At 32.1% G+C, this 21459-nt stretch carries 14 protein-coding genes and 1 other RNA gene; 8 read left to right on the top strand and 7 right to left on the bottom strand.

The genetic code is table 11. The features are described from left to right. Window positions 1-129: 129 nt before the first annotated feature. Window positions 130-2328, top strand: coding sequence for a response regulator (locus tag MW871_RS03400; protein ID WP_248427560.1), 2199 nt, complete (start codon window positions 130-132; stop codon window positions 2326-2328). 132 nt (window positions 2329-2460) lie between these two features. Here MW871_RS03400 and MW871_RS03395 read toward each other — a convergent pair whose 3' ends face one another. Together MW871_RS03395 and MW871_RS03390 are read right to left on the bottom strand one after the other, a co-directional pair. Further along, complete coding sequence (locus MW871_RS03395) at window positions 2461-3714, bottom strand: DEAD/DEAH box helicase (protein WP_188050377.1); 1254 nt, start codon at window positions 3712-3714, stop codon at window positions 2461-2463. Between the two features lie 130 nt (window positions 3715-3844). Continuing rightward, window positions 3845-4885, bottom strand: a complete 1041-nt coding sequence (locus tag MW871_RS03390; RefSeq protein ID WP_188050378.1) for a formimidoylglutamase — start codon at window positions 4883-4885, stop codon at window positions 3845-3847. A 91-nt stretch (window positions 4886-4976) separates the two neighbouring features. Here MW871_RS03390 and MW871_RS03385 point away from each other — a divergent pair, with 91 nt between their 5' ends. Next, on the top strand, window positions 4977-5861 hold the full coding sequence (locus tag MW871_RS03385; RefSeq protein ID WP_210646255.1) for a hypothetical protein: 885 nt from the start codon (window positions 4977-4979) through the stop codon (window positions 5859-5861). A gap of 47 nt (window positions 5862-5908) precedes the next feature. Here the strand turns inward: MW871_RS03385 and hutI are convergent, their stop codons facing one another. Beyond that, window positions 5909-7147 (bottom strand): imidazolonepropionase, encoded by a 1239-nt coding sequence (gene hutI, locus MW871_RS03380; RefSeq protein WP_248427559.1) that lies wholly within the window; start codon window positions 7145-7147, stop codon window positions 5909-5911. A 203-nt stretch (window positions 7148-7350) separates the two neighbouring features. Beyond that, window positions 7351-8424 (bottom strand): glutaminyl-peptide cyclotransferase, encoded by a 1074-nt coding sequence (locus tag MW871_RS03375; protein ID WP_248427558.1) that lies wholly within the window; start codon window positions 8422-8424, stop codon window positions 7351-7353. A gap of 88 nt (window positions 8425-8512) precedes the next feature. Here MW871_RS03375 and ffs point away from each other — a divergent pair. From ffs to fsa, 3 genes are all read left to right on the top strand, one after another. Continuing rightward, window positions 8513-8610, top strand: an RNA gene (ffs, locus tag MW871_RS03370) — signal recognition particle sRNA small type. A 110-nt stretch (window positions 8611-8720) separates the two neighbouring features. Beyond that, complete coding sequence (locus MW871_RS03365) at window positions 8721-9524, top strand: SDR family oxidoreductase (RefSeq protein WP_248427557.1); 804 nt, start codon at window positions 8721-8723, stop codon at window positions 9522-9524. Window positions 9525-9726: 202 nt separating this feature from the next. Continuing rightward, window positions 9727-10383: a fructose-6-phosphate aldolase gene (fsa, locus tag MW871_RS03360; RefSeq protein ID WP_035672771.1), complete on the top strand. Its 657-nt coding sequence runs from the start codon at window positions 9727-9729 to the stop codon at window positions 10381-10383. Between the two features lie 85 nt (window positions 10384-10468). Here the strand turns inward: fsa and MW871_RS03355 are convergent, their stop codons facing one another. From MW871_RS03355 to MW871_RS03345, 3 genes are all read right to left on the bottom strand, one after another. Continuing rightward, complete coding sequence (locus tag MW871_RS03355; protein ID WP_248427556.1) at window positions 10469-12130, bottom strand: MFS transporter; 1662 nt, start codon at window positions 12128-12130, stop codon at window positions 10469-10471. Window positions 12131-12293: 163 nt separating this feature from the next. Then, the gene (locus MW871_RS03350; RefSeq protein WP_248427555.1) at window positions 12294-12995 is read right to left on the bottom strand and encodes a LytR/AlgR family response regulator transcription factor; all 702 of its coding nucleotides are present in this window, start codon (window positions 12993-12995) and stop codon (window positions 12294-12296) included. Beyond that, window positions 12985-14037, bottom strand: a complete 1053-nt coding sequence (locus MW871_RS03345) for a sensor histidine kinase (protein ID WP_210646261.1) — start codon at window positions 14035-14037, stop codon at window positions 12985-12987. Before MW871_RS03345 ends, MW871_RS03350 begins: the two co-directional genes overlap by 11 nt. 340 nt (window positions 14038-14377) lie before the next feature. On the opposite strand from MW871_RS03345, the gene MW871_RS03340 reads away from it, so the two are divergent. The 3 genes from MW871_RS03340 (at window position 14378) to nagB (ending at window position 21454) form a co-directional block, all read left to right on the top strand. After that, window positions 14378-17419 (top strand): SusC/RagA family TonB-linked outer membrane protein, encoded by a 3042-nt coding sequence (locus MW871_RS03340; RefSeq protein WP_248427554.1) that lies wholly within the window; start codon window positions 14378-14380, stop codon window positions 17417-17419. A gap of 128 nt (window positions 17420-17547) precedes the next feature. Further along, window positions 17548-19128 (top strand): RagB/SusD family nutrient uptake outer membrane protein, encoded by a 1581-nt coding sequence (locus MW871_RS03335; protein WP_248427553.1) that lies wholly within the window; start codon window positions 17548-17550, stop codon window positions 19126-19128. Between the two features lie 388 nt (window positions 19129-19516). Next, a complete protein-coding gene (gene nagB / locus MW871_RS03330; RefSeq protein WP_248427552.1) occupies window positions 19517-21454 on the top strand; it encodes a glucosamine-6-phosphate deaminase in 1938 nt (645 codons plus the stop codon). The last annotated feature ends 5 nt before the right edge of the window (window positions 21455-21459 follow it).

Genomic DNA, 21459 nt, shown 5'->3' with positions numbered 1-21459 from the left:
CCTTATTTGTGAACAGGTTTTTTTATGCCTAATTTTATTTTTATGTACACTTATTCTGTATAATAAATTTGTTTAAATAAAATTTTTATTTTGCTAATAAAAGGTATATTTGATAAATAAATTTTAGCTATGTATCTGAATCGTATTGTTTTGCTATTCGTTGTATTGTCTGTTTTTTTTGATAATAACATACTAGCGCAGACAATTACCTTTTCCAAAAAAGAAATTACTGTTTTAACAGATCAAGCTTCTCAATATCTAAAAGAGACAAATTTTAGTAAATCACTCGAGATTTCAAAAATAGCCTTGCATGAAGCCATCTTAGCAAATGATTTTTCATCTATAGCCATCTCATACAATACTATTGCTGCTAACTATGCAGAACTTGCACAATTTGAAAAAGCTATTTTTTTTTATAACAAAGCCTTATTTAATGCCAAAAAAATAGAGTTTGATACTTTAAGCAATAAAATATACAATAACCTAGGAAATATTTATTGTTTTGAAAAAAAGCAATATCTAAAAGGAATTGCGTATTACCAAAACTCATTAAAATACAGTCAGAAAATAGCCGATACAAATCAAATTTTCATGACAAAATTAAATATTACTTGGGCGTATTTTGATATTAAAAATTTTGAAAAAGGATATGATAGTTTAAAATATATTAATAATCACAAGTCAAAAAAGGGTGATGATTCCAGTTTTGCTGCAATAAGCATGCTCAATGCAATGTATTATGCGCATGAGGGAAATAATGAAAAAGCTAATACATTTTTTTTAAAGGCTATAAAACTTGGAAATGAAACCGATCAAAAATCAGATTTATCTTTTGCTCATTTAGAATATTCTAAATTTTTAATTGGAAACGGAGATTTTAAAAATGGGTATCTAAACCTATCAAAATACAATGAAATTACAGACGCGCTTTACAGTAAAGATAAAATTGATCAAGCTAATAGTGTTGGTGTAAATTTAGAATTAGAAGACTATAAAAGAGAAATTGATAAGTTTGAAGCCGAAAAAAAAGCTAATCTGATATTGCTTGGAAAATCAAAAACAATATTATTTTTATTTTTAGCGATATCTGTTATCTTACTGTTGTTAATTTATTCTTTATTTAAAAATAATAATTTAAAGAAGAAATCCAATGCAGATCTTTCCCATTCAAACAAACAATTATTGATTGCTATAGAAAAAGCAGAGGTAGCCTCTAAGCTAAAATCTCAATTTGTATCTACGGTAAGTCACGAGCTGAGAACTCCTTTGTATGGTGTCGTCGGAATTACAAACATCTTGGCAGAAGAACACAAAGAATTAGCCAATAGTCCTTATTTAAGTTCTCTGAAATTTTCTGCTAGATACTTGCTATCATTAGTAAATGATATTCTCCAAATTAATAAAATTGAAGATAAAAGAATTGTCCTAGAAAATTTAACTTTTAATCTTTTAGATGAAATTAATCTGGTAAAAAGCTCTCTTTCCTTTTTAGCAAAACAGAACAATAACAGCATTGTAGTGAACATTGATCCTGATATTCCGGACTATTTGATTGGTGATAAACTGAGGTTTTCGCAAATTATAATGAATTTGGTAAGCAACGCGCTAAAATTCACATCCAATGGAGAAGTAAGTATAAGTGCTAACTTGATTAAAACAGTTCACAAAACATATTTTATAGCATTTATAATTGCAGACAATGGTATTGGAATTGCTGTAGAAGATCAAGAAAAGATTTTTGATAAGTTTGTACAAATTCGAAGGAAAGAAACTGATTATCAAGGAACCGGGTTAGGACTTTCAATAGTGAAACAACTCTTAGAATTGTTTGATAGTTCTATTTCGGTAGAAAGTTCTATTAATAAAGGTTCGATTTTTAAATTTGTTATAGGTTTTGAATACAATCCTGAAAAAACAATTGATATTATAAACAGTATTCAAGTCAATCTTAGTCATTCTCCCAATACTGTAAATGTTTTGGTTGTAGAGGACAATCGCATCAACCAGTTGGTTACCAAAAAAACCATTGAAAAAAACAACTTTAAATGTAGTGTGGTTGATAATGGTTATGCTGCCATTGAAATTTTAGAGAAAGAATATTTCGATATTATTTTAATGGATATTAATATGCCTTTGATAAATGGTTTTGACACAACTCGAAAGATTCGTTCTAAAGGAATTATAACGCCAATAGTAGCATTAACAGCATTTGATAAGGCTGAAATTACTGAAGAAGCTATTTCGGCTGGAATTAACGATATTATAATGAAACCATTTGATGCTATTAAATTAGTTGATATGATTACTATTTTAATTTCTAAAAATTAATCAATTTCTGGAAAGATTGTTATTTCAAAAATAATAAAAAAATCGCTGGATTAGAAAGTTTTAAATTTCAGATCCAGCGATTTATAAATTATTGATTCAGATATAATTAATCTATTTAAAATAAAAATTAGACTAATACCAACGTTTTTTATTTTGTTTAGAAACTTCCGATTTTCTAGATTTATGAGCACCTGCACTTCTGTTAGAATTACTTTGTTTTGCACCAGGAGCTGTTTCTGGGCTTCCTGAATGCCAACCATAAGGATGATCACTTACTATTTTTACATCTACTTTGATTAATCTCTGAATGTCTTTCCAATACTGATGTTCGTCTTTTCCACAAAAAGATATGGCAACACCTACATTTCCAGCACGACCCGTTCTTCCAATCCTATGAACATAAGTTTCAGGCACATTGGGTAAGTCAAAATTAATTACAAATGGTAACTGATCAATATCAATTCCTCTTGCCGCAATATCAGTAGCTACTAATACGTTAACTTCTTTATTTTTGAAACCATCTAAAACGCGTTGTCTAGCATTTTGAGATTTATCTCCATGAATGGCTTCGGCTGCAATATCATGCTTACGCAACGCTTTTACAACATTGTCGGCTCCATGCTTGGTTCTCGAAAAAACCAAAACATTAGACAAGTTTTCATTTTTTATTAAGTGGTATAATAAATTTCTTTTTTCTCCTTTTTCGACAAAATAAACTCTTTGTTCTACACTTTCGGCAGTAGATGAAACGGGTGACACGCTAACAGTTGCAGGATCTTTAAGAAACATTTCTGCTAATTCTCTGATAGCAGTTGGCATTGTTGCTGAGAAAAAAAGTGTTTGTCTATTATTAGGTGTTAGTTTTACAATTTTTTTGACATCATTTACAAATCCCATATCAAGCATTTGATCTGCTTCATCGAGTACTAATGTATGTAAATGATCTAGATCTATAAATCCTTGTTTTACTAAATCTAATAAACGGCCTGGAGTTGCAATTAGAATATCGATTCCTTTTTTTAGCATTTCTACTTGAGGAACTTGAGAAACGCCACCAAAAATAGTAAGTTGTACTAGGTTAGTGTATTTTGCATATTGATCAAAATTTTGTCCTATTTGGACTGCCAATTCTCTTGTTGGTGTAATAACAAGGGCGCGAATTGGACTAGCTTTTTTAGACGAACCTACAATTCTATGCAGTTGATGAATAATAGGTATTGCAAAAGCTGCCGTTTTTCCGGTTCCTGTTTGAGCGCAACCAATTAGATCACGTCCTGATAAAACGATAGGTATTGCTTGTTCTTGTATTGGGGTTGCTTCTATATAGCCTTGTTCAAATACGGCTTTTTGTATACTTTTTGAGAGCGATAAATCTTCGAATAACATAATTTTAATATTAAATATCTTGTATTAAGTACATAGATAAGGCAACAAAGATAGTATTATTATTTTTGATGCTTATTTATAACTTGTTCAAAACCTCAATTATAGCTGTTGTGCGTAAATATTGATTGGCTTATGAAAGTGCTGCACTGTTCGATTTCATAAAATCGGTTACAAGATATCCGATGAGTTTACCAATTAAGTGGTTGTTTTTTTCTTCTCCTAAATCTGGAGCTCCTTCACAAATGTGCAGATAAGATACGTTTTTGGTTTTTCCAAAATAGGAAATAAACTGTCTAAGTTGTTCTACCGAGAATCCGCTCATTGTCATTGCACTACTGGCAATATTAGGAATGGCATCTAAGTCAATTTCTAAGCCATAGAAATCATCATTAATAAAGTCTAAAGCTTGTTCCATCTCATGATCAAATTCTTTTTCTCTTCTTATATTTACACTATCATACGTATTAAAACGAACTCGGTCTTCTATTTTTTTGATAATATCTAAAACACTTTTGGAAATGTAATTTTCATGCAAACCAAAAATGAAATATTTTTTAAGAAATCCTTCTTCATAGGCATATGAAAAGCCATTTCCGCTGTGACGTCCCTCTAAAATTCTAAAATCAGAATGTGCATCAAAATTAATTGCATTTATTGGTTTCCCTTTTGCTAGGGCGGTACCTTTTATATTTCCGTAGGAATTATTATGACCACCACCAATTACAATAGGTATTTTACCTAATTTGATAAGATTAAAAATTATATGCGAAACGTCTTTATCGATTTTGTCAACCAATTGACTTAATTTTGAACGATCATCAATGTCATTAAAATCTAGTAATTCGACATTTTTCATAACTTGAGTTACATCCAGTTGTCCTAAAACAACCAGTTGATTGCCTTTGCAAAAACGGTTGTGTTGTATGTTAGCGATGTTTTTTATGGCACTTTCCCAAGCTGATGCTGCTCCAGGTCTACCATAATTTGCTCGAACGCCTATATCTTCTGGAATTCCAAATAATACATATTTGGCTTCACAAGTTTTTATAAATTCAAGAGAATCAGTATCTTTTGGAATAGTTATCATTTTCTCTCCAAATTTTATTTCACCACTTCTATGATTTGTTATTTTTGATAGATCTTTGATCGTGAAAGGGATAATTTTTTCCATTAAAAAAATATTTTTTCCAAAAATACTATAATTGTGTTAAGTTTCGTTATTAGATAATTATATATTATTAAATTTGAAAAAAAAAATCTATATGGAAAATCAAAAAAGCAATTCAAGTCTTAAGGCAGTAGTAGCAGTATTAGCTATTTTATTAGTAGGAAGTTTAATATACATATTTAAAATGACCTCTGACGCGGATACCGTTAAAACAGAATTGAAATCAACTATGACTGAAAAAGAATTAGTCATGAAGGATCTAGAAGAGCTAAAATCGACTTATGATGCTGCTATTTCAGAAAACACATCGATGTCTGACGAATTAATTCAAGAAAGAGACAAAGTTGTTAATCTAATGGCTGATTTAAGTAAATCTAAAGGTGATGTCGCTTCATTATCAAAATACAAAACTCAATTTGTTGCCTTGCAATCAAATATGAAAGTATTAATGGCAGAAAATGAGACTTTAAAAAAGGCAAACACTACACTAACCTCACAACGTGATAGTACAGTAGTGGTTTTAGGAGAGACTAAGAAAAATGTAGAAGCATTAACAGGTCAAAACGAAGAATTGTCTAAAGCAGTAGAAATGGGTTCTAAACTAACGGTTTTAAACACAAGAGGTTCTGCGTATAAATTAAAAAGTTCAGGAAAACAAATTGAAACAGATAAAGCTAGTAGAGCTGATGTTTTGAGAGTTAACTTTACAATTGCTGAAAATGCTATTGCAAAATCTGGTGCTAAAAGCTATTATGTACAAGTAATTGACAGTAAAAATAATGTTTTAGGTGATAAGAAAACAGAGACTTTTGGACAAAATATTTTGACGTACAGTTTTATTACTAATGTTAATTATGAAAACAAAACAATTCAAGTTTCTGAGGATTTAAAAGGTAAAGATTTTGCTAAAGGAACTTATTTTATCAATATTTTTGATAAAGATCAATTGGTTTCTAAAACAAGTTTTAATTTGAGATAGTCTTAAAATAGAATAAAAAAAAGAGGAACGTAATGTTCCTCTTTTTTTTATGCCAAAATTTCACCTTCTATGATAATCGTTTCAATTAGATTACTACCAAAAGCGTAGGGCAATTGGTAATAGGAGGGAATGGGTTTTGTGATAATGAGATTTGCTTTTTTGCCAATAGTAATAGTTCCATGAGTTTCTGAAATTCCCATGGCATAAGCACCATTTATTGTTGCTGCATTTATAGCTTCTTCTGGAGTCATCCTCATTTTGATACAGGCTTTTGCTACCACAAAATTCATATTTCCTGAGGGAGTTGATCCAGGGTTATAATCTGTAGCCAATGCTATTGGTAGTCCTTGAGCGATCATTTCGCGTGCAGGTGTGTAAGGAATACTCAGAAAATAAGAGCATGATGGCAATGCGACTGGCATTGTTTCGGTGTTTTTTAGAGCCATAATATCTTCTTTAGTCATAACTTCTAGATGATCTACAGAAAGTGCTTGGTATTTTACTCCAGCTTGAATTCCTCCAATAGAGTTAAATTGATTTACGTGAATTTTGGGTTTTAAACCTAGTTTGATTCCAGCTTCCATAATGGCTTCTGTTTCGGCAACAGTAAAATAACCGGTTTCACAAAATACATCTATGAAGTCTGCGAGTTTGTTTTTAGCAATTTCAGGAAGCATTTCATTTAACATGCAATCTATATATCCTTTTCTATTTTCTTTGTATGCTGTTGGAATAGCATGAGCGCCAAGAAAGGTAGCTTTAATCGTTATAGAATAATTTTGAGCTAATTGTTGAATAACACGAAGCATTTTAAGTTCTCCTTCTACGGTTAGTCCATAACCCGATTTAATCTCTACGGCGCCAGTTCCTAAACGCATCACTTCTTCTAAACGTGCTTTTGATTGCTGATAAATTTCCTCTTCAGAAGTTTCGTTGAGTTTTTTTGCCGAGTTTAAAATTCCACCACCGCGATTGGCAATTTCTTCGTAGGTCAATCCGTTGATGCGATCTACAAATTCTTGCTCTCGATTTCCAGCATATACAATATGAGTATGACTGTCACACCAAGATGGTAGCACTATTTTTCCGGTTGCATCAATAATCTTATCTGTGTCTATTTTTGGTACATCATTCATTGATCCAAAATCAGCAATAAAATTGTCTTTGATAACTAAATAAGCATTTTTTATAGTTGGAAGAATAGCCATTTCTGCTCCAGAAACTTTAGCAACACTAATTGCTCTAACTTGGAGTAATTCCTTAATATTTGTGATTAAAGTTGTCATTTTTGTGGGTTTGTTTTAGGTAGATTTCAATGTCTGTTTTACAATTTTTTTTTACGCAACGAAGGCACTAAGGCACAAATTTTAAATTTAATTTAGTGGACTTAGTGCCTTCGTGGAAAAATTTATAAATCAATTTTAATTTATACAGAATTTAACTTAGTGTCTTCGCATCTTTCTGGCAAGTAGTAATACTCTAAATTATGTTACTCTGAAACTGAAATTTCAAACATTTTATCCCAGTTTTTTCCAGTTACAAAAATGGTTTTAGTTTTAGGATTGTAAGCAATTCCGTTTAAAACATCAGTGTCAGGTAAATGACTGACTTTACTTTTTAGGTCAACAAGATTGATAATTGCTTCAACAATTCCGCTTTTTGGATCTATAATAGCAATCGCATCTTTTTGATAGATATTTCCGTAGATTTTACCATTAATCCATTCCAATTCATTCACTGCCTTTATTTTGGTTTCATAAGAGTAAACGTTAATATAATCTACTTCTTTGAGTGTTTTAGGGTCTAATTTCCAAATTTTCTCCGTTCCGTCCGATTGGTATAAATAAGTTCCGTCATTTGTAAGTCCCCAACCTTCAATTTGTTTAAAGTACGGGAATGTTTTTTCTTTCTTGAAAGTATCGGCATTATAAATATAGCCTTCGTTATTTTGCCAAGTTAGTTGGTAGACTTTGTTATTTAGAATTGTGATCCCTTCACCGAAATACTGATCCGCAAGTTCTACTTTTTTGTAAACTTTACCAGTTTTATAATCTGTTTTTCTTAAACTCGAAACACCTCTTTTACCAGTTGGACCACTTCCATTTCCTGTTCCTTCATATAATGTGTCACGATAAAATTCTAAACCTTGAGTGTACGCTTCATAATCATGAGGGTAAGTATTTACAATTTTATACTTTAATAATTTAGGTTGTACATTAGAAACTAGCTCAACTCTTGCAGTAGCTTCAGAAAATTCATTATCATAATAAACCTTTGCTTTAAGGTTTTGATAGCCTAATTTTTGCTCTTTTAAATCAAAGTTTAGTTTTTCAACTCCTTTCATTGTTGCTACTTTTTTATCATTTACAAAGTAAGTGATACTATCTACCGCTTTGTTATTTGGATTTAATATAGCTAATTTAAGAGACTCTTGTGGCTGATATTGCTCCTTAAAAGCACTATTATCAATAGTAAATATAGAATTTTCACCTTTTTTTGTATCACCGCAATTGGATAATGTGATTCCTAATAAAATGATAAATAGGAAGTTATGATTTTTCATAGTTTAAATTTTTGATAGAACAATATACAACGATATTTTATAGCTGCAAAGGTATTGCAAAAATATAAAAAGTGTTGTATATTTGCACCGGCAAGTCCTACACGACCAGCTCCTGCAGACTCCCCCAGGATGGGAACATAGCAAGGGTACGTGGTTGAGCGGTGCGATGTAGGTCGCTTGCCATTTTTTATAAATCTTCTTTTTTGGAAGATTTTTTTTTGAAATAAAGATAATAATAGTCTTCCTTCGGGAGGATTTTTTTATTTTTGGACCTTTCGTATTAAATAGTATAGCAAATGGGTAAAGTAGTTCTTATTACAGGAGGTTCTTCAGGAATTGGGAAATCTATAGGTGAATTTTTGCATCATAAAGGTTTTGTTGTTTATGGTACCAGTAGAAATCCTGAACGTGTTTTGAATTCGGTTTTTCCCTTAGTAGCTTTAGATGTCAGAGATTCTAATTCGATTGGTTTGGCTGTAGCCAAAGTTATTGCTTTGTCGGGAAAAATTGATATTGTAATTAATAATGCTGGTGTTGGAATAACAGGACCTTTGGAAGAAATTCCAATGGAGGAAATCAAAAATAATTTTGAAACGAATTTTTTTGGTCCTATTGCAGTTATGAAAGCAGTTTTGCCACAAATGCGTAAACAAAAATCTGGATTAATTATCAATATTACCTCTATAGCTGGGTATATGGGATTGCCTTACAGAAGTGTTTATTCCGCCTCCAAAGGGGCTTTAGAACTGATTACAGAAGCTTTACGAATGGAAGTAAAGGCATTGGGAATCAAGATCACCAATGTGGCGCCAGGAGATTTTGCAACCAATATCGCTTCTGGTCGTTTTCATGCACCAGTAATTCAGGATTCTGATTATAAACTTCCTTATGAAAATACCTTACGTACTATGGATGAACATGTTGATTCTGGCAGTAATCCTAACGAAATGGCGGAAGCAGTTTATAAAATTATTCAATCTTCAAATCCAAAAATCCATTATAAGGTTGGGGTTTTTATGCAAAAATTTTCAATCGTTTTAAAAAGAGTTTTGCCTGATATAGTGTATGAAAAAATGCTTATGAATCATTATAAATTGTAATTTTGCACTGAATTTTAATAGCGTGAGGGATTACTTTACTAAGCGTCTATTTTTTATAGGAGTTCAGTGAATTTCATTTGTAGTGAAAAGTCCATAGTATAATGTAGCATCAGCGGAATTATTTGAGGACTTGTAGCGCAAAGCCCGTTTCGCCGCGGCGAACACGCCCAAATTATAAAACACACAATTAAATACAAAAATTATGAAATTTTTTATTGACACGGCTAATTTAGCTCAGATTAAAGAAGCACAAGCATTAGGCGTTTTAGATGGCGTTACTACAAACCCATCGTTGATGGCGAAAGAGGGAATTACAGGAAAAAACAGCATTTTGAAACACTATGTTGACATTTGTAATTTGGTTGATGGTGATGTAAGTGCCGAAGTGAATGCTTTGGATTACGACGGAATGATTAAAGAAGGAGAGGAGTTAGCTGATTTACACGATCAAATAGTGGTAAAATTGCCTATGACTAAAGAAGGTGTTATGGCTGCTAAATACTTTTCGGATAAAGGAATTAAAACAAATGTAACTTTAGTATTCTCAGCGGGACAAGCTTTATTAGCTGCTAAAGCGGGAGCTACTTATGTTTCTCCGTTCATTGGTCGTTTAGATGACGTATCTACCGATGGTTTGGCTTTGATTGAAGAAATTAGATTAATTTATGACAACTACGGTTATGAAACTCAAATTCTTGCTGCTTCAGTGCGTCACACCATGCATATTGTGAATTGTGCTAAGATTGGTGCTGATGTTATGACGGGACCACTTTCTGCAATTTACGGATTATTGAAACACCCACTTACTGATATCGGATTAGCTCAATTTGTTGCTGATTTTGAAAAAGGGAATAAATAAAAAGTATATTTTTTAGATTTCTATATTATTATAAAAAAATCCCATTCGCCGCGGCAAATGGGATTTTTTATTGGTTTTATTTTAATTAGTGACCACCACCCATTTCTATTTCTTTTCCAATTCCTTGTTTCTCTAAAATTCTAATCACTTTCCAACCATAGAATGCAATAAAGGAGAAGCAAAGTACAGGAATAAAGTACGAAGCATGAATGCCTATAATATCAGCTAATTTTCCTTGTAATGGAGGAATAATTCCGCCACCTAAAATCATCATTACTAAAAAGGCGGAACCTTGTGAAGTATATTTACCTAATCCTGCAATTGCTAATGAGAAAATACAAGGCCACATGATACTTAGGAATAACCCACCACTCATAAAGGCAAAAATAGCAATTGTACCTGTAGTAAGTAATCCTATAATCATAGCTGTCATTCCCATTAATCCAAATATCATTAGCGTTCTTGAAGGTTGATCTTTACCTAAAAAGAAACCAGTTATTTGAAATAAAATTACAAATGCATAAGCATATAACGGAGTAACATCTTGTCCAGAAATTGCATTAGCAGTTAGTATAACACCAAATGCCACATAAGGAACTACAATTAATAATATTTTCTTTACCATAGACGACGGATTGAATACAGTAATTGCTCCCGCCCAACGACCAATCATTAAACTTCCCCAGTACATTGACATATAAGGAGCAAGACCAGGCCCAGAAATAGATCCAAAATCAGGAGTTACCAATAATTCACCAAGATTACTTCCTATCGTTACTTCTACACCTACGTAGGCAAAAAGCGCTACCATTCCCAAAACTAACTGAGGATATTTCATGGCGCCCCAACCTTCTGGATTTTTTTGTGCTGTAGTATTTGCAAAAAAGAGACCAATAACAACTACTAATAGCGTTGAAATAGTAAGTGCTAATCCTAAATAATCTTTTTCTTTATTTTCGATAAAATGGGTAATAAAGGTTGGGTCTTCGTATCGAGAAAAGATATAAGCAAAAATAATTACTAAAATTACCGTAATAGCAATAAGCGTCTTGATGGCTTTGTTTGCCATTTCAAAGGTAGCATCCGTTTTCCCAGCGGGCAGTTTTTTTGAAAAATGAAATAATGCAGCTGCCAATAAAAATAAACCACCTACAAATACATATAAAATTCTCATAGACTCTAATGAATCTGGTTTTTGAGCATATTCTTCAATATTTACTCCAGCAATTACACCAAATAATGCTATAGAAACTACTATTGGTCCTATCGTTGTTCCCAATGAGTTGATTCCTCCAGCAAGGTTTAACCTACTTGATGCCGTATGCGGCTCTCCAAGAGAAGCAGCAAATGGCTGTGCCGAAGTTTGTTGTAATGAAAAACCAAGGGCAACAATGAATAAAGCTCCAAGAATAAAAAGATAATTTCCTTCAGTTACTGCAAGAATCATTAACGCTGCGCCAAAAGTGCTTATTAATAGACCATAGATAATTCCTTTTTTGAATCCCCATCCATTTAAAATGTCTTTTTTAGCAATACTACTTAAAATAAAAAGTAACAATGCACCAATATAGTAAGCGCCATAAAAGGCAAAATCAATTAGCTGACTTTGAAATTGGTCTAACCCAAATTTAGCTTTACAAAACGGAATAAAAACACCATTTGATGCGCCAATAAAACCCCAAAAGAAAAATACGGTTATTAGCGTGTAAAGCGCAGAATTGTTAGACTGAGTTTTTTCTGTATTCATAATTTTTGTTTGGTTAATTTTTTAGGTTAATAATTTGTTCCATCCGTAAATGTATCTTTTAGGAAAATTAAAAAAAAGTAATTCATTATAAAAATGACTTATATTATACCATCGACAGTATTTCTTTTACCAACTGCAAAATGTGTTGGTTGTAAAATTGCAATTACTCTAAAATTCTAATTTTTACATCCTTACTATAATTTCGGCCAATTGGTAATATGTATGAATGCACTTGTATTCTATTGCCCTCTATAAATTTTACTTTATTAATGGCAATTATATACGATTTATGAATGCGAGTAAATTTATCTTCAGGTAATTCTTCGGATAGAGCGGTAAGAGATTTGTGGGTAATATAGGTTTTATCAGCAGTTACTACTTTTATATATTCTTTCATGCCCTCAATAAAAAGAATTTCATCAATAATTATTTTGACCATTTTTTTATCTACTTTGATAAAAATATGAGGATCTAATCTAGGTGTTTCTACTTTAAGATTATTCTTTAAATTAAAATCAGCTTCAATTTTATGAATGCATTTTATAAAACGAGGAAGCGGAATAGGTTTTACTAAATAATCCAACACATCTAATTCGTAACTCTCTGCAGCAAACTCTCTAAAAGCAGTTGTAATTACAATCTTAGTTTTATTCTCAATCAATCGGATCAATTCAAATCCTGTCATCAAAGGCATGTGTATGTCTAAAAAGACAATATCAATCGTATTATTGTTTATAAAATCGAGCGCTTCTATGGCATTGTGAAAAATGCCAATAATTTCAAAGTCTGCAAAATTTGTGAAATAATTTTGCAAAATTTTTGTAGCCAATGGCTCATCGTCAATCAAAACACATTTAATCTTCATTTTGAACAGGTATTTGTAAACGAATGATATAATAATTGAATTTAACTGTTTTTTCTAAGGTAAAATTATTCTGAAAAATTAATTTCAATCTCTTTTTAGTATTTGATAAACCAATGCCTTTTTTAGTTTTAGCATTTTGTGAAAGTACAAAATTATTTAGTATTTCAAATTCCAGTATTGTGTTGTCAATAACTTTACAATTGATTTTGATTCTAAGATTACTGTTACAAGGACCACCATGTTTGAATGCATTTTCTATTAGCGTAATCACCAATAAGGGAGGGATTTTTATGTCGTCGATATTCGATTCTATATTTACTGCGACTTCTACGTTTTCAAAACGAAGCTTTTCAATTTCTATATAATTCTGTATGTAATCAATCTCTTTAGTCAAATCGACCATCTTAGTTCCCTTAACGTCATACAGAATGTATTCCATCAATCGGGAAAGTTTTAGAATTACATCGGGAACTTTTTTTGAAGATTCTAAAGATAAAGCATATAGGTTATTGAGTGTATTAAAAAAAAAGTGAGGTTGTATTTGAGTCTTTAAATATTTTAGTTTCATTTTAGACTGATTCTTTTTCATAATCGTGTTGCGATCTCTTTCTTTTAACCAATTCATAGTAGAAAAAACGGAAGACGCTATCGATAGAACATAAATTTCACCAATGGTAACCGCTACAATATGATTAATATCAAAAGGATGATACATTTTATTGGCTTCTGGCCAAATATTCTCAGAAATCATATAATACGTCAAACCTGTCTTTAATATATAGATTACTGCTAAACTGCCTAATAGAGCCAGAGTGTATTTGTAATATTCAAATTTTACAATGTAACGCGGAATGAGTACTAACAAATTAAAGTACACAAAAGGAATGTGTAATGAAAACTCGATCAGATTGGATTTGAAAGAATACGGATAATTATCAAAATAAGATCCCCAACGTAAAAAGTTGATTAAAAAAAAGATAATCCAAAAACCAAAATGGTTTCTAAATTCGGTATTAAATTTTATTTTTTTAATGAGGTTCAATACTAAATAATTTATTGATAAGAGATTGTTTTTTACAAATTCAAATAAGAATGTTTTGCAACTTTAAGGAATTTGAAACCAAAAATCGAATTTTATAGTACCAAAATTTAAAATAATTTAAAAATAAATTGGTAAAGACTTTCAAAAAGCATTTCGTAGTAGAAAGAGTGTCGTTGGTTGAATATAGTTGCGATCTCACTGTTAAATTTCACAAAATTTACGCATTGTTTATTAAAGTAAGTGGTTAATGTTGATTTTATGGTTGTTAGTATATTTTGTTTTTTTAAGAATGTTTTAACAATTAGATTTACACTATAACTAACAAAATAAATCATTTATAATGAAAAAAATTATTTTAATCTTTATGATTCTTTTCAGTGCGCAGGTTTCGCTTGCTCAAATGAAAACAATTAAAGGTTCTGTGACGGACGGAAGTGGTTCGCCATTGCCTGGTGCTAATGTAAATGTACTTGGTGAAAAAAACGGAACTGTTACTGATCTTGATGGTAACTTCTCTATTAAAGCAGAGAAAGGAAGGACTTTAGTAATTTCTTACATCGGTTTCGATCAACAAAATGTTGTTGTTGGAGACGAAGTAATTAAAGTACGATTGAAAGAGTCCTCAGAAAATAAACTTAATGAGGTTGTGGTTACGTCATTGGGAATTAAGAAATCTAAAAAATCCTTAACCTATTCTGCTCAGGAGGTCAAAGGAGATGAAGTTACCAGAGTTAAAGATGCAAACTTAGTAAATAGTCTGTCCGGAAAAGTGGCAGGTTTAACCGTAGAGAAAAGTGCTTCTGGAGCAGGTGGTTCTGTAAAAGTTACTATTAGAGGAAATACATCTGCTACAAACAATCAACCATTGTATGTAATTGATGGAATACCAATGTTAAATACCTCTTCGTCTCAAGGGAATCAAGTTTTTGGAGATACAGCTGGTGGAAATAGAGACGGTGGAGATGCCATTTCTATGATGAATCCAGATGATATAGAATCTATTACGGTACTAAAAGGAGCTTCGGCAGCTGCATTATATGGTTCTCAAGGAGCTAATGGTGTAATCTTAGTCACCACCAAAAGAGGTAAAGAGGGTAAAGTTACAGCTAATTATAATTCAAGTGTATTTGTTGATAATGTAGTTTCTTTACCTGAGTTTCAAACTTCTTATGCTGCAGAAGCTGGTGCTACTACTTCTTGGGGCGCTGCAAAAAAGTCACCAAATCATGTAAAAGATTTTTATAATACTGGTATGACCTACATTAATTCTGTTTCGATAAACGGTGGAACAGATAAAATGACAACGAGTCTAACTTATGCCAATACTAAAGTTGATGGTGTTATGTCAACAAATGAGTTTAAGAAAAACAATATTGCGCTACGTCAAAGTATTAAAATGTTTGATGATAGAGTAACTGTTGACGCGTCTTTGTCTTATGCGGAACAAAAAATTAACAATAAACCAGTAAATGCATTGTATTTTAATCCATTAACGGGTGTGTATTTATTTCCAAGAGGGAATGATTTTGATACTTATAAAAACAATTATGAAGTTTTTGATCCAGCAAGAAACTTAATGGTACAAAATTGGCCAACGGGTACTAGTGATATTATTCAAAATCCTTTTTGGATTCAAAATAGAAACCGATCTATTGATAAAAATCAATCTTTAATTTCATCTGCAGCAATTACTTATAAAGCGAATGATTGGTTAAGTTTTAAAACTAGAGGAGGATATAATAAATTAAATAATTCATTTGACAAAAGAATGTATGCTAGTACAAATCTAACCTTATCTGGTGCAAATGGAAGATATATTTATTCTGACAGCGAAAGTTCTCAATTGTATGCCGATTTAATTGCTACTATTTCAACTAAAATCAATGCTGATTTTTCATTCAATGCTAACATTGGTACGAGTTTAACTAAATCAACAATTAATGATGCAATTACAAGTGATTCCGGTACTACAAAAGGCGGATTGGTTTATGCTAACTGGTTTAACACAGGTAATTTTGACTCTGCAGGTAAAAATAATCAAATTGTAGGTGCCAAAAAAGAAGTTCAATCGGTATTTGCTAGTGCCACTTTTGACTACAAAGAAATTCTTTTTCTGGATGTAACAGGTAGAAACGATTGGTCTTCAACCTTAGTAAATACAGATAATTTAGGTTTCTTTTATCCGTCAGTAGGTCTTACAGGGATTTTAAGTGAAATGGTTTCATTGCCAGAAACAATTAGTTTTGCAAAATTCAGAGCTTCCTATGCTCAAGTTGGTAATGATGTTGGTGCTTATTTAACAACTCCTTTAAATACAGTTGGTAACGGAGGTCAACTGGGTATTCCGCAAGTAGGACCAAGTCCAGGATCGTCTTTGAAACCAGAAAAACAAAACTCTTATGAGTTGGGTACAGAATGGAGATTTTTTAATAACAGATTGGGTTTTGATTTTACATACTACCAAAACGAAACTAAAAATCAATTGATACAAGCTCCAGCTCCAATTCCTAACACTACAGGATACGCTAATTATGCTTTTAATGCCGGAAGTATACAAAATAAAGGATTAGAGATTACATTATTTGCAAAGCCAGTAGTTTTAGATAATTTTTCATGGGATTTAGGTTTAAATTTTGCTTCGAACAAGAATACAGTTTTAGATTTAGGAGCTGGTGCTCAAGGAGCTGTTAATACTGTTATTCTAACAAATGGTGATCCAAACAGTTATAGATATGTATTAGAAGTTGGTAAACCATTTGGAGAAATACAAGGAAAAAATATTCTAAGAAATGACAAAGGCCAAATTGTATTAGATGCCGACGGTCGCATTCAAAAAACCGAATTTGTTGATTTAGGAAGTTCTAATCCAGACTTTATGTTAGGTTTCTCTAACACCTTCAAATACAAAAAAGCATTTTTAAATGTTCTTGTAAATGGAAGATTTGGTGGTCATGTAATGAGTATGACTGAAGCTATGTTAGATTTTTATGGTGTTTCTAAAGCTTCAGGAGACGCTCGAGATGCAGGTGGTGTTGCAATAAACGCTGTTGATATTAATGGTAACGCAGTAACTACAATGTCAGCTAAAGAGTATTACAATCAAGTGGGTGACAGAAGTGGTGCTACGGGAGAATATATGTACAAAGCAACCAATATTAAACTAGGAGAAATTTCATTGGGCTATTCTTTTGATTTTAGTAAAAGCACCATTTTTAATACCGTAAACCTTTCTGTAGTAGGTAAAAATTTATTTTTCTTTTACAAAGATGCCCCATTCGATCCAAACGTGACATTAAGTACGGGAGAAGGTTTACAAGGAGTGGACATTTTTGGAGCTCCTTCAACAAGAAGTATTGGTGTTAATTTAAATTTAACTTTCTAATTCTATTAAAGAACTCCGTTTTTTGATTGTAAGATGTTTGTTTTTTCAACTTTAAAATAAATAGCTGAACTCAAAACAGTTGCTTACAAGTCAACGAAAATGATTTTAATCAATAAAAAAATCCACAAATGAAAAATAAATTATTAATCTTAGGTACATTCATATCCCTTTCTTTAGGGAGCTGTACAGGTGATTTTGAAAATATAAATACTAGCGATTCTAATTTTAGTAATGCACAGTTAGAACAAGATTTTAATCATGTCAAAGGACCGATTAAAAAGATGGAACGTTCCATGTATATTCTTGTTGCCGATGATTGGCAAGGCGATATTCAGTTCAATTTAAGTGCCGATATATTCTCTGGATACATGGCAACTCAGCATGATTTTGCTGGAAATAGTAATAACTCTACTTATGCTCTTACAGATGGTTGGAACCAAGCAGAATGGGTTCAGAAGTATCAAAATGAAATGGTTTATGCTTATAATCTTGAAAAATTAACTAAAGACAAGTACCCACAATTTTATGCTTGGTCTTTGATTTTGAAAGTCTATGCAATGCATAAAACCACAGATTATTATGGACCAATTGTATATTCTGGTTTTGGTAATCCTGATGGATCCACTCCTTATGATTCTCAACAAGCTGTTTACAACCAATTTTTTGCGGAATTAAAAACGGCTACAGATATATTGAATGCAAAAGTGGCTAGTGGTACTACTACATTTTTCCCTGATGCAAATGACAAGACAGATGGAACTACCGCAAAAGGAAGTATTGTAAAATGGATAAAATTTGCTAATTCATTGCGTTTGCGTTTGGCAATGCGCATCTCAAATATTGATCCAGCAAAAGCAAAAACAGAAGGTGAAGCGGCTTTAACAGGTTATGGAGTTATTAGTTCTAATGATGATAATATGCTTTACTTAGCAGATCATCCTGTTGCTACTTTTAGCGGACCGTGGGCTGATATTGCTGCTGGCGGAGCCATAACGTCTATCATGAACGGATATAATGATCCAAGAAGAGCCATGTTTTTTAAGACGGCAAAAAATGGTACTTTTCAAGGTATCAGAATGGGATCTTTGGTAAATGATGAATATAGATTTTCAAAAGCGGATCAATTCTCTATAATTGGTCCTATTGTCGAAAATGGAATGATACCTTGGTTTTGTGCTGCTGAATCCCACTTCTTGAAATCGGAAGGAGCTTTAAAAGGTTGGAATGTTGGTGGTACTGCACAGAGTTTTTATGAGTCAGGTATAACAACCTCTTTCGCACAGTTAAGTACTAGTGGAGTTGCTGCTTACCTAAGTGATGATGTTTCTATGCCAGCTAACTTCTCAGATCCATTAAATGCGGCAAATAACATTGCAGCTCAAAATTTAGTAACTGTTAAATGGTCTGATGCTGTTTCTAATGAAGTGAAACTACAAAAAATTATTACTCAAAAATGGATTGCAGGTTTCCCTGACGGTCAAGAAGCTTGGGCAGATACTAGAAGAACAGGATATCCTAAATTATTTTTACCGGTAAACAATTATTCAGCAGGAAAGATTCCGGTGGGAACTTTTGTCAAAAGATTAAACTTTCCTGTAAATGAGAAAACATCAAATCCAATGGGATATGCTAAAGGGCTTCAACTTTTAGGTGGTCCAGATACTGGTGGTACTAAACTTTGGTGGGATACAGGTATTAATAAATTCTAAAAAAAGGAAATAAAAAAGGAATAGAATTGGCATAAGTATTTCCATGCTTATGCCTTTTTTTATTTTGAAATTACATAAATTTTACAATCCAATTTTATTAGAATTATTTGTAAAACCAGCTGTAATTTAATCCTATAGTCAATTTAAAAACGGAATAGTTTGTATGATTTAGTATATAACGATACTATACCCAATGTGATTATCCAATCTGATAATAAATAAACGTACAAACAAAATAGGCCAGTGCTTCCAGAAGAATAAAGCGGAACTAAAAAATGAAGAGTAGCTTTTTTGATCTGAATAATTCAGATTAAAACGATTTGAACTCTAGCATCAATTTAGAGAACAATAATTTCAAGAAATGCTAGCCAATTGAAAAAAAATAATAATGAAAAATACTTTAGAAATTAAATCTGATATAAGTTATAAAAGCGCAGGAAAATTTGAAGACACCAGATTTGAAAAAATTCATAATGAAATCTTCAAAAATTCTATTGATGGTTCTCTAATTGTTGCTCAGGAAATAGCGCAATTAATAAGAAATAAACAAGAAAAAAACAAAAAATGTGTTCTTGGTTTAGCTACCGGTTCTTCCCCGATAAAAGTTTATGAAGAATTAGTACGTATGCACAAAGAGGAAGGACTTAGCTTTACCAATGTTACTACTTTTAATTTGGATGAATACTATCCAATGACCAAAGAAAATAGCAAAAGTTATCATTATTTCATGCACCAACATCTCTTTAATCATATTGATATTAATCCTGAGAATATCAATATTCCTGACGGAACAGTAGCAATAGAGGAGTTAAACCAATATTGTGTGGATTATGAAATGAGGATCAAAAATGCCGGCGGATTAGATTTTCAATTATTAGGAATTGGGCGTACGGGTCACGTTGGATTCAATGAGCCAGGATCTCACATCAATTCAGGAACCCGAATCATTACTTTAGATCATATTACAAGAGTAGATGCTTCTTCTGATTTTAACGGAATTGATAATGTTCCTAAAAGAGCAATTACAATGGGAGTTTCTACAATTATGAGATCTAAGAGGATTGTACTAATGGCTTGGGGACAAAACAAAGGAGAAATTATAAAGAGAACCATTCAAGGAAATATTAGCTCGGATATTCCTGCTACATTCTTACAAAATCATACCAATGCGACATTCGTTTTAGACCAATTTGCTGCTTCCGAGTTAACTCGTTTCAAAACTCCTTGGTTAGTGGGCGAATGCATTTGGACACAAGAATTAAAAAGTAAAGCAATCGTTTGGTTATGCCAGAAAACAGAGCAATCTATTTTAAAATTAACAGATAGAGATTACAATAATAACGGTATGTCAGATCTTTTGGCACAGGAAGGTTCCGCTTATGATTTAAACATCAATATGTTTAATGTATTGCAACATACCATAACGGGATGGCCAGGAGGAAAGCCTAATACAGATGATTCTCACAGACCAGAAAGAGCTACTCCAGCCAAAAAAAGAATCATCCTTTTTAGTCCACATCCAGATGATGATGTAATTTCTATGGGAGGTACTTTTTCAAAATTAATAAAACAAGGTCATGATGTTCACGTAGTTTATCAAACTTCGGGTAACATAGCAGTTACAGATGATGAAGCATTAAAATTTGCAGAGGTTTCGAATGATTTTATTGCAAAAGAAAAAAGTGTTCTCGATTTTGAGTCGATAATTCATTTTCTTAATAATAAAAAAGAAAATCAAATTGACTCTCTTGAAGTTCGAAAACTAAAGGGATTAATCCGACGAAGAGAATCCTATGCCGCCACAAGATATATTGGTTTAAAAGATGAAAACACCCATTTTTTAGATCTTCCTTTTTATGAAACGGGTCAAATTAAGAAAAATCCATTAGGAAACGTAGATGTTGCTATTGTCGCAGCTATAATTGCTAAAATTAAGCCCCATCAAGTTTTTGCTGCTGGAGATCTAGCAGATCCACATGGTACACACGAGGTTTGTTTGAACGCGATTTTTGCTGCCATGAAACAATTAAAATCAGAACTTTACATGAAAGATTGCTGGTTGTGGTTGTACCGTGGCGCTTGGCACGAATGGGATTTACACGAAATAGATATGGCTGTTCCTTTGAGTCCAGATGAGGTTTTGCTAAAAAGGCACGCTATTTTATACCATCAATCTCAAAAAGACAGAGTTATGTTTCAAGGAAATGATTCTCGAGAGTTTTGGGTAAGAGCCGAAGACCGAAATAAAAACACCGCAAAACTGTACGATGATTTAGGGCTTGCTGAATATGAAGCGATTGAAGCATTTAAGCGTTATGATTATTAAAACAA

Source organism: Flavobacterium pygoscelis, from assembly GCF_023162025.1.
GTDB classification, from domain to species: Bacteria; Bacteroidota; Bacteroidia; order Flavobacteriales; family Flavobacteriaceae; genus Flavobacterium; species Flavobacterium pygoscelis.
This window is presented reverse-complemented; position numbering and strand designations above follow the sequence as displayed.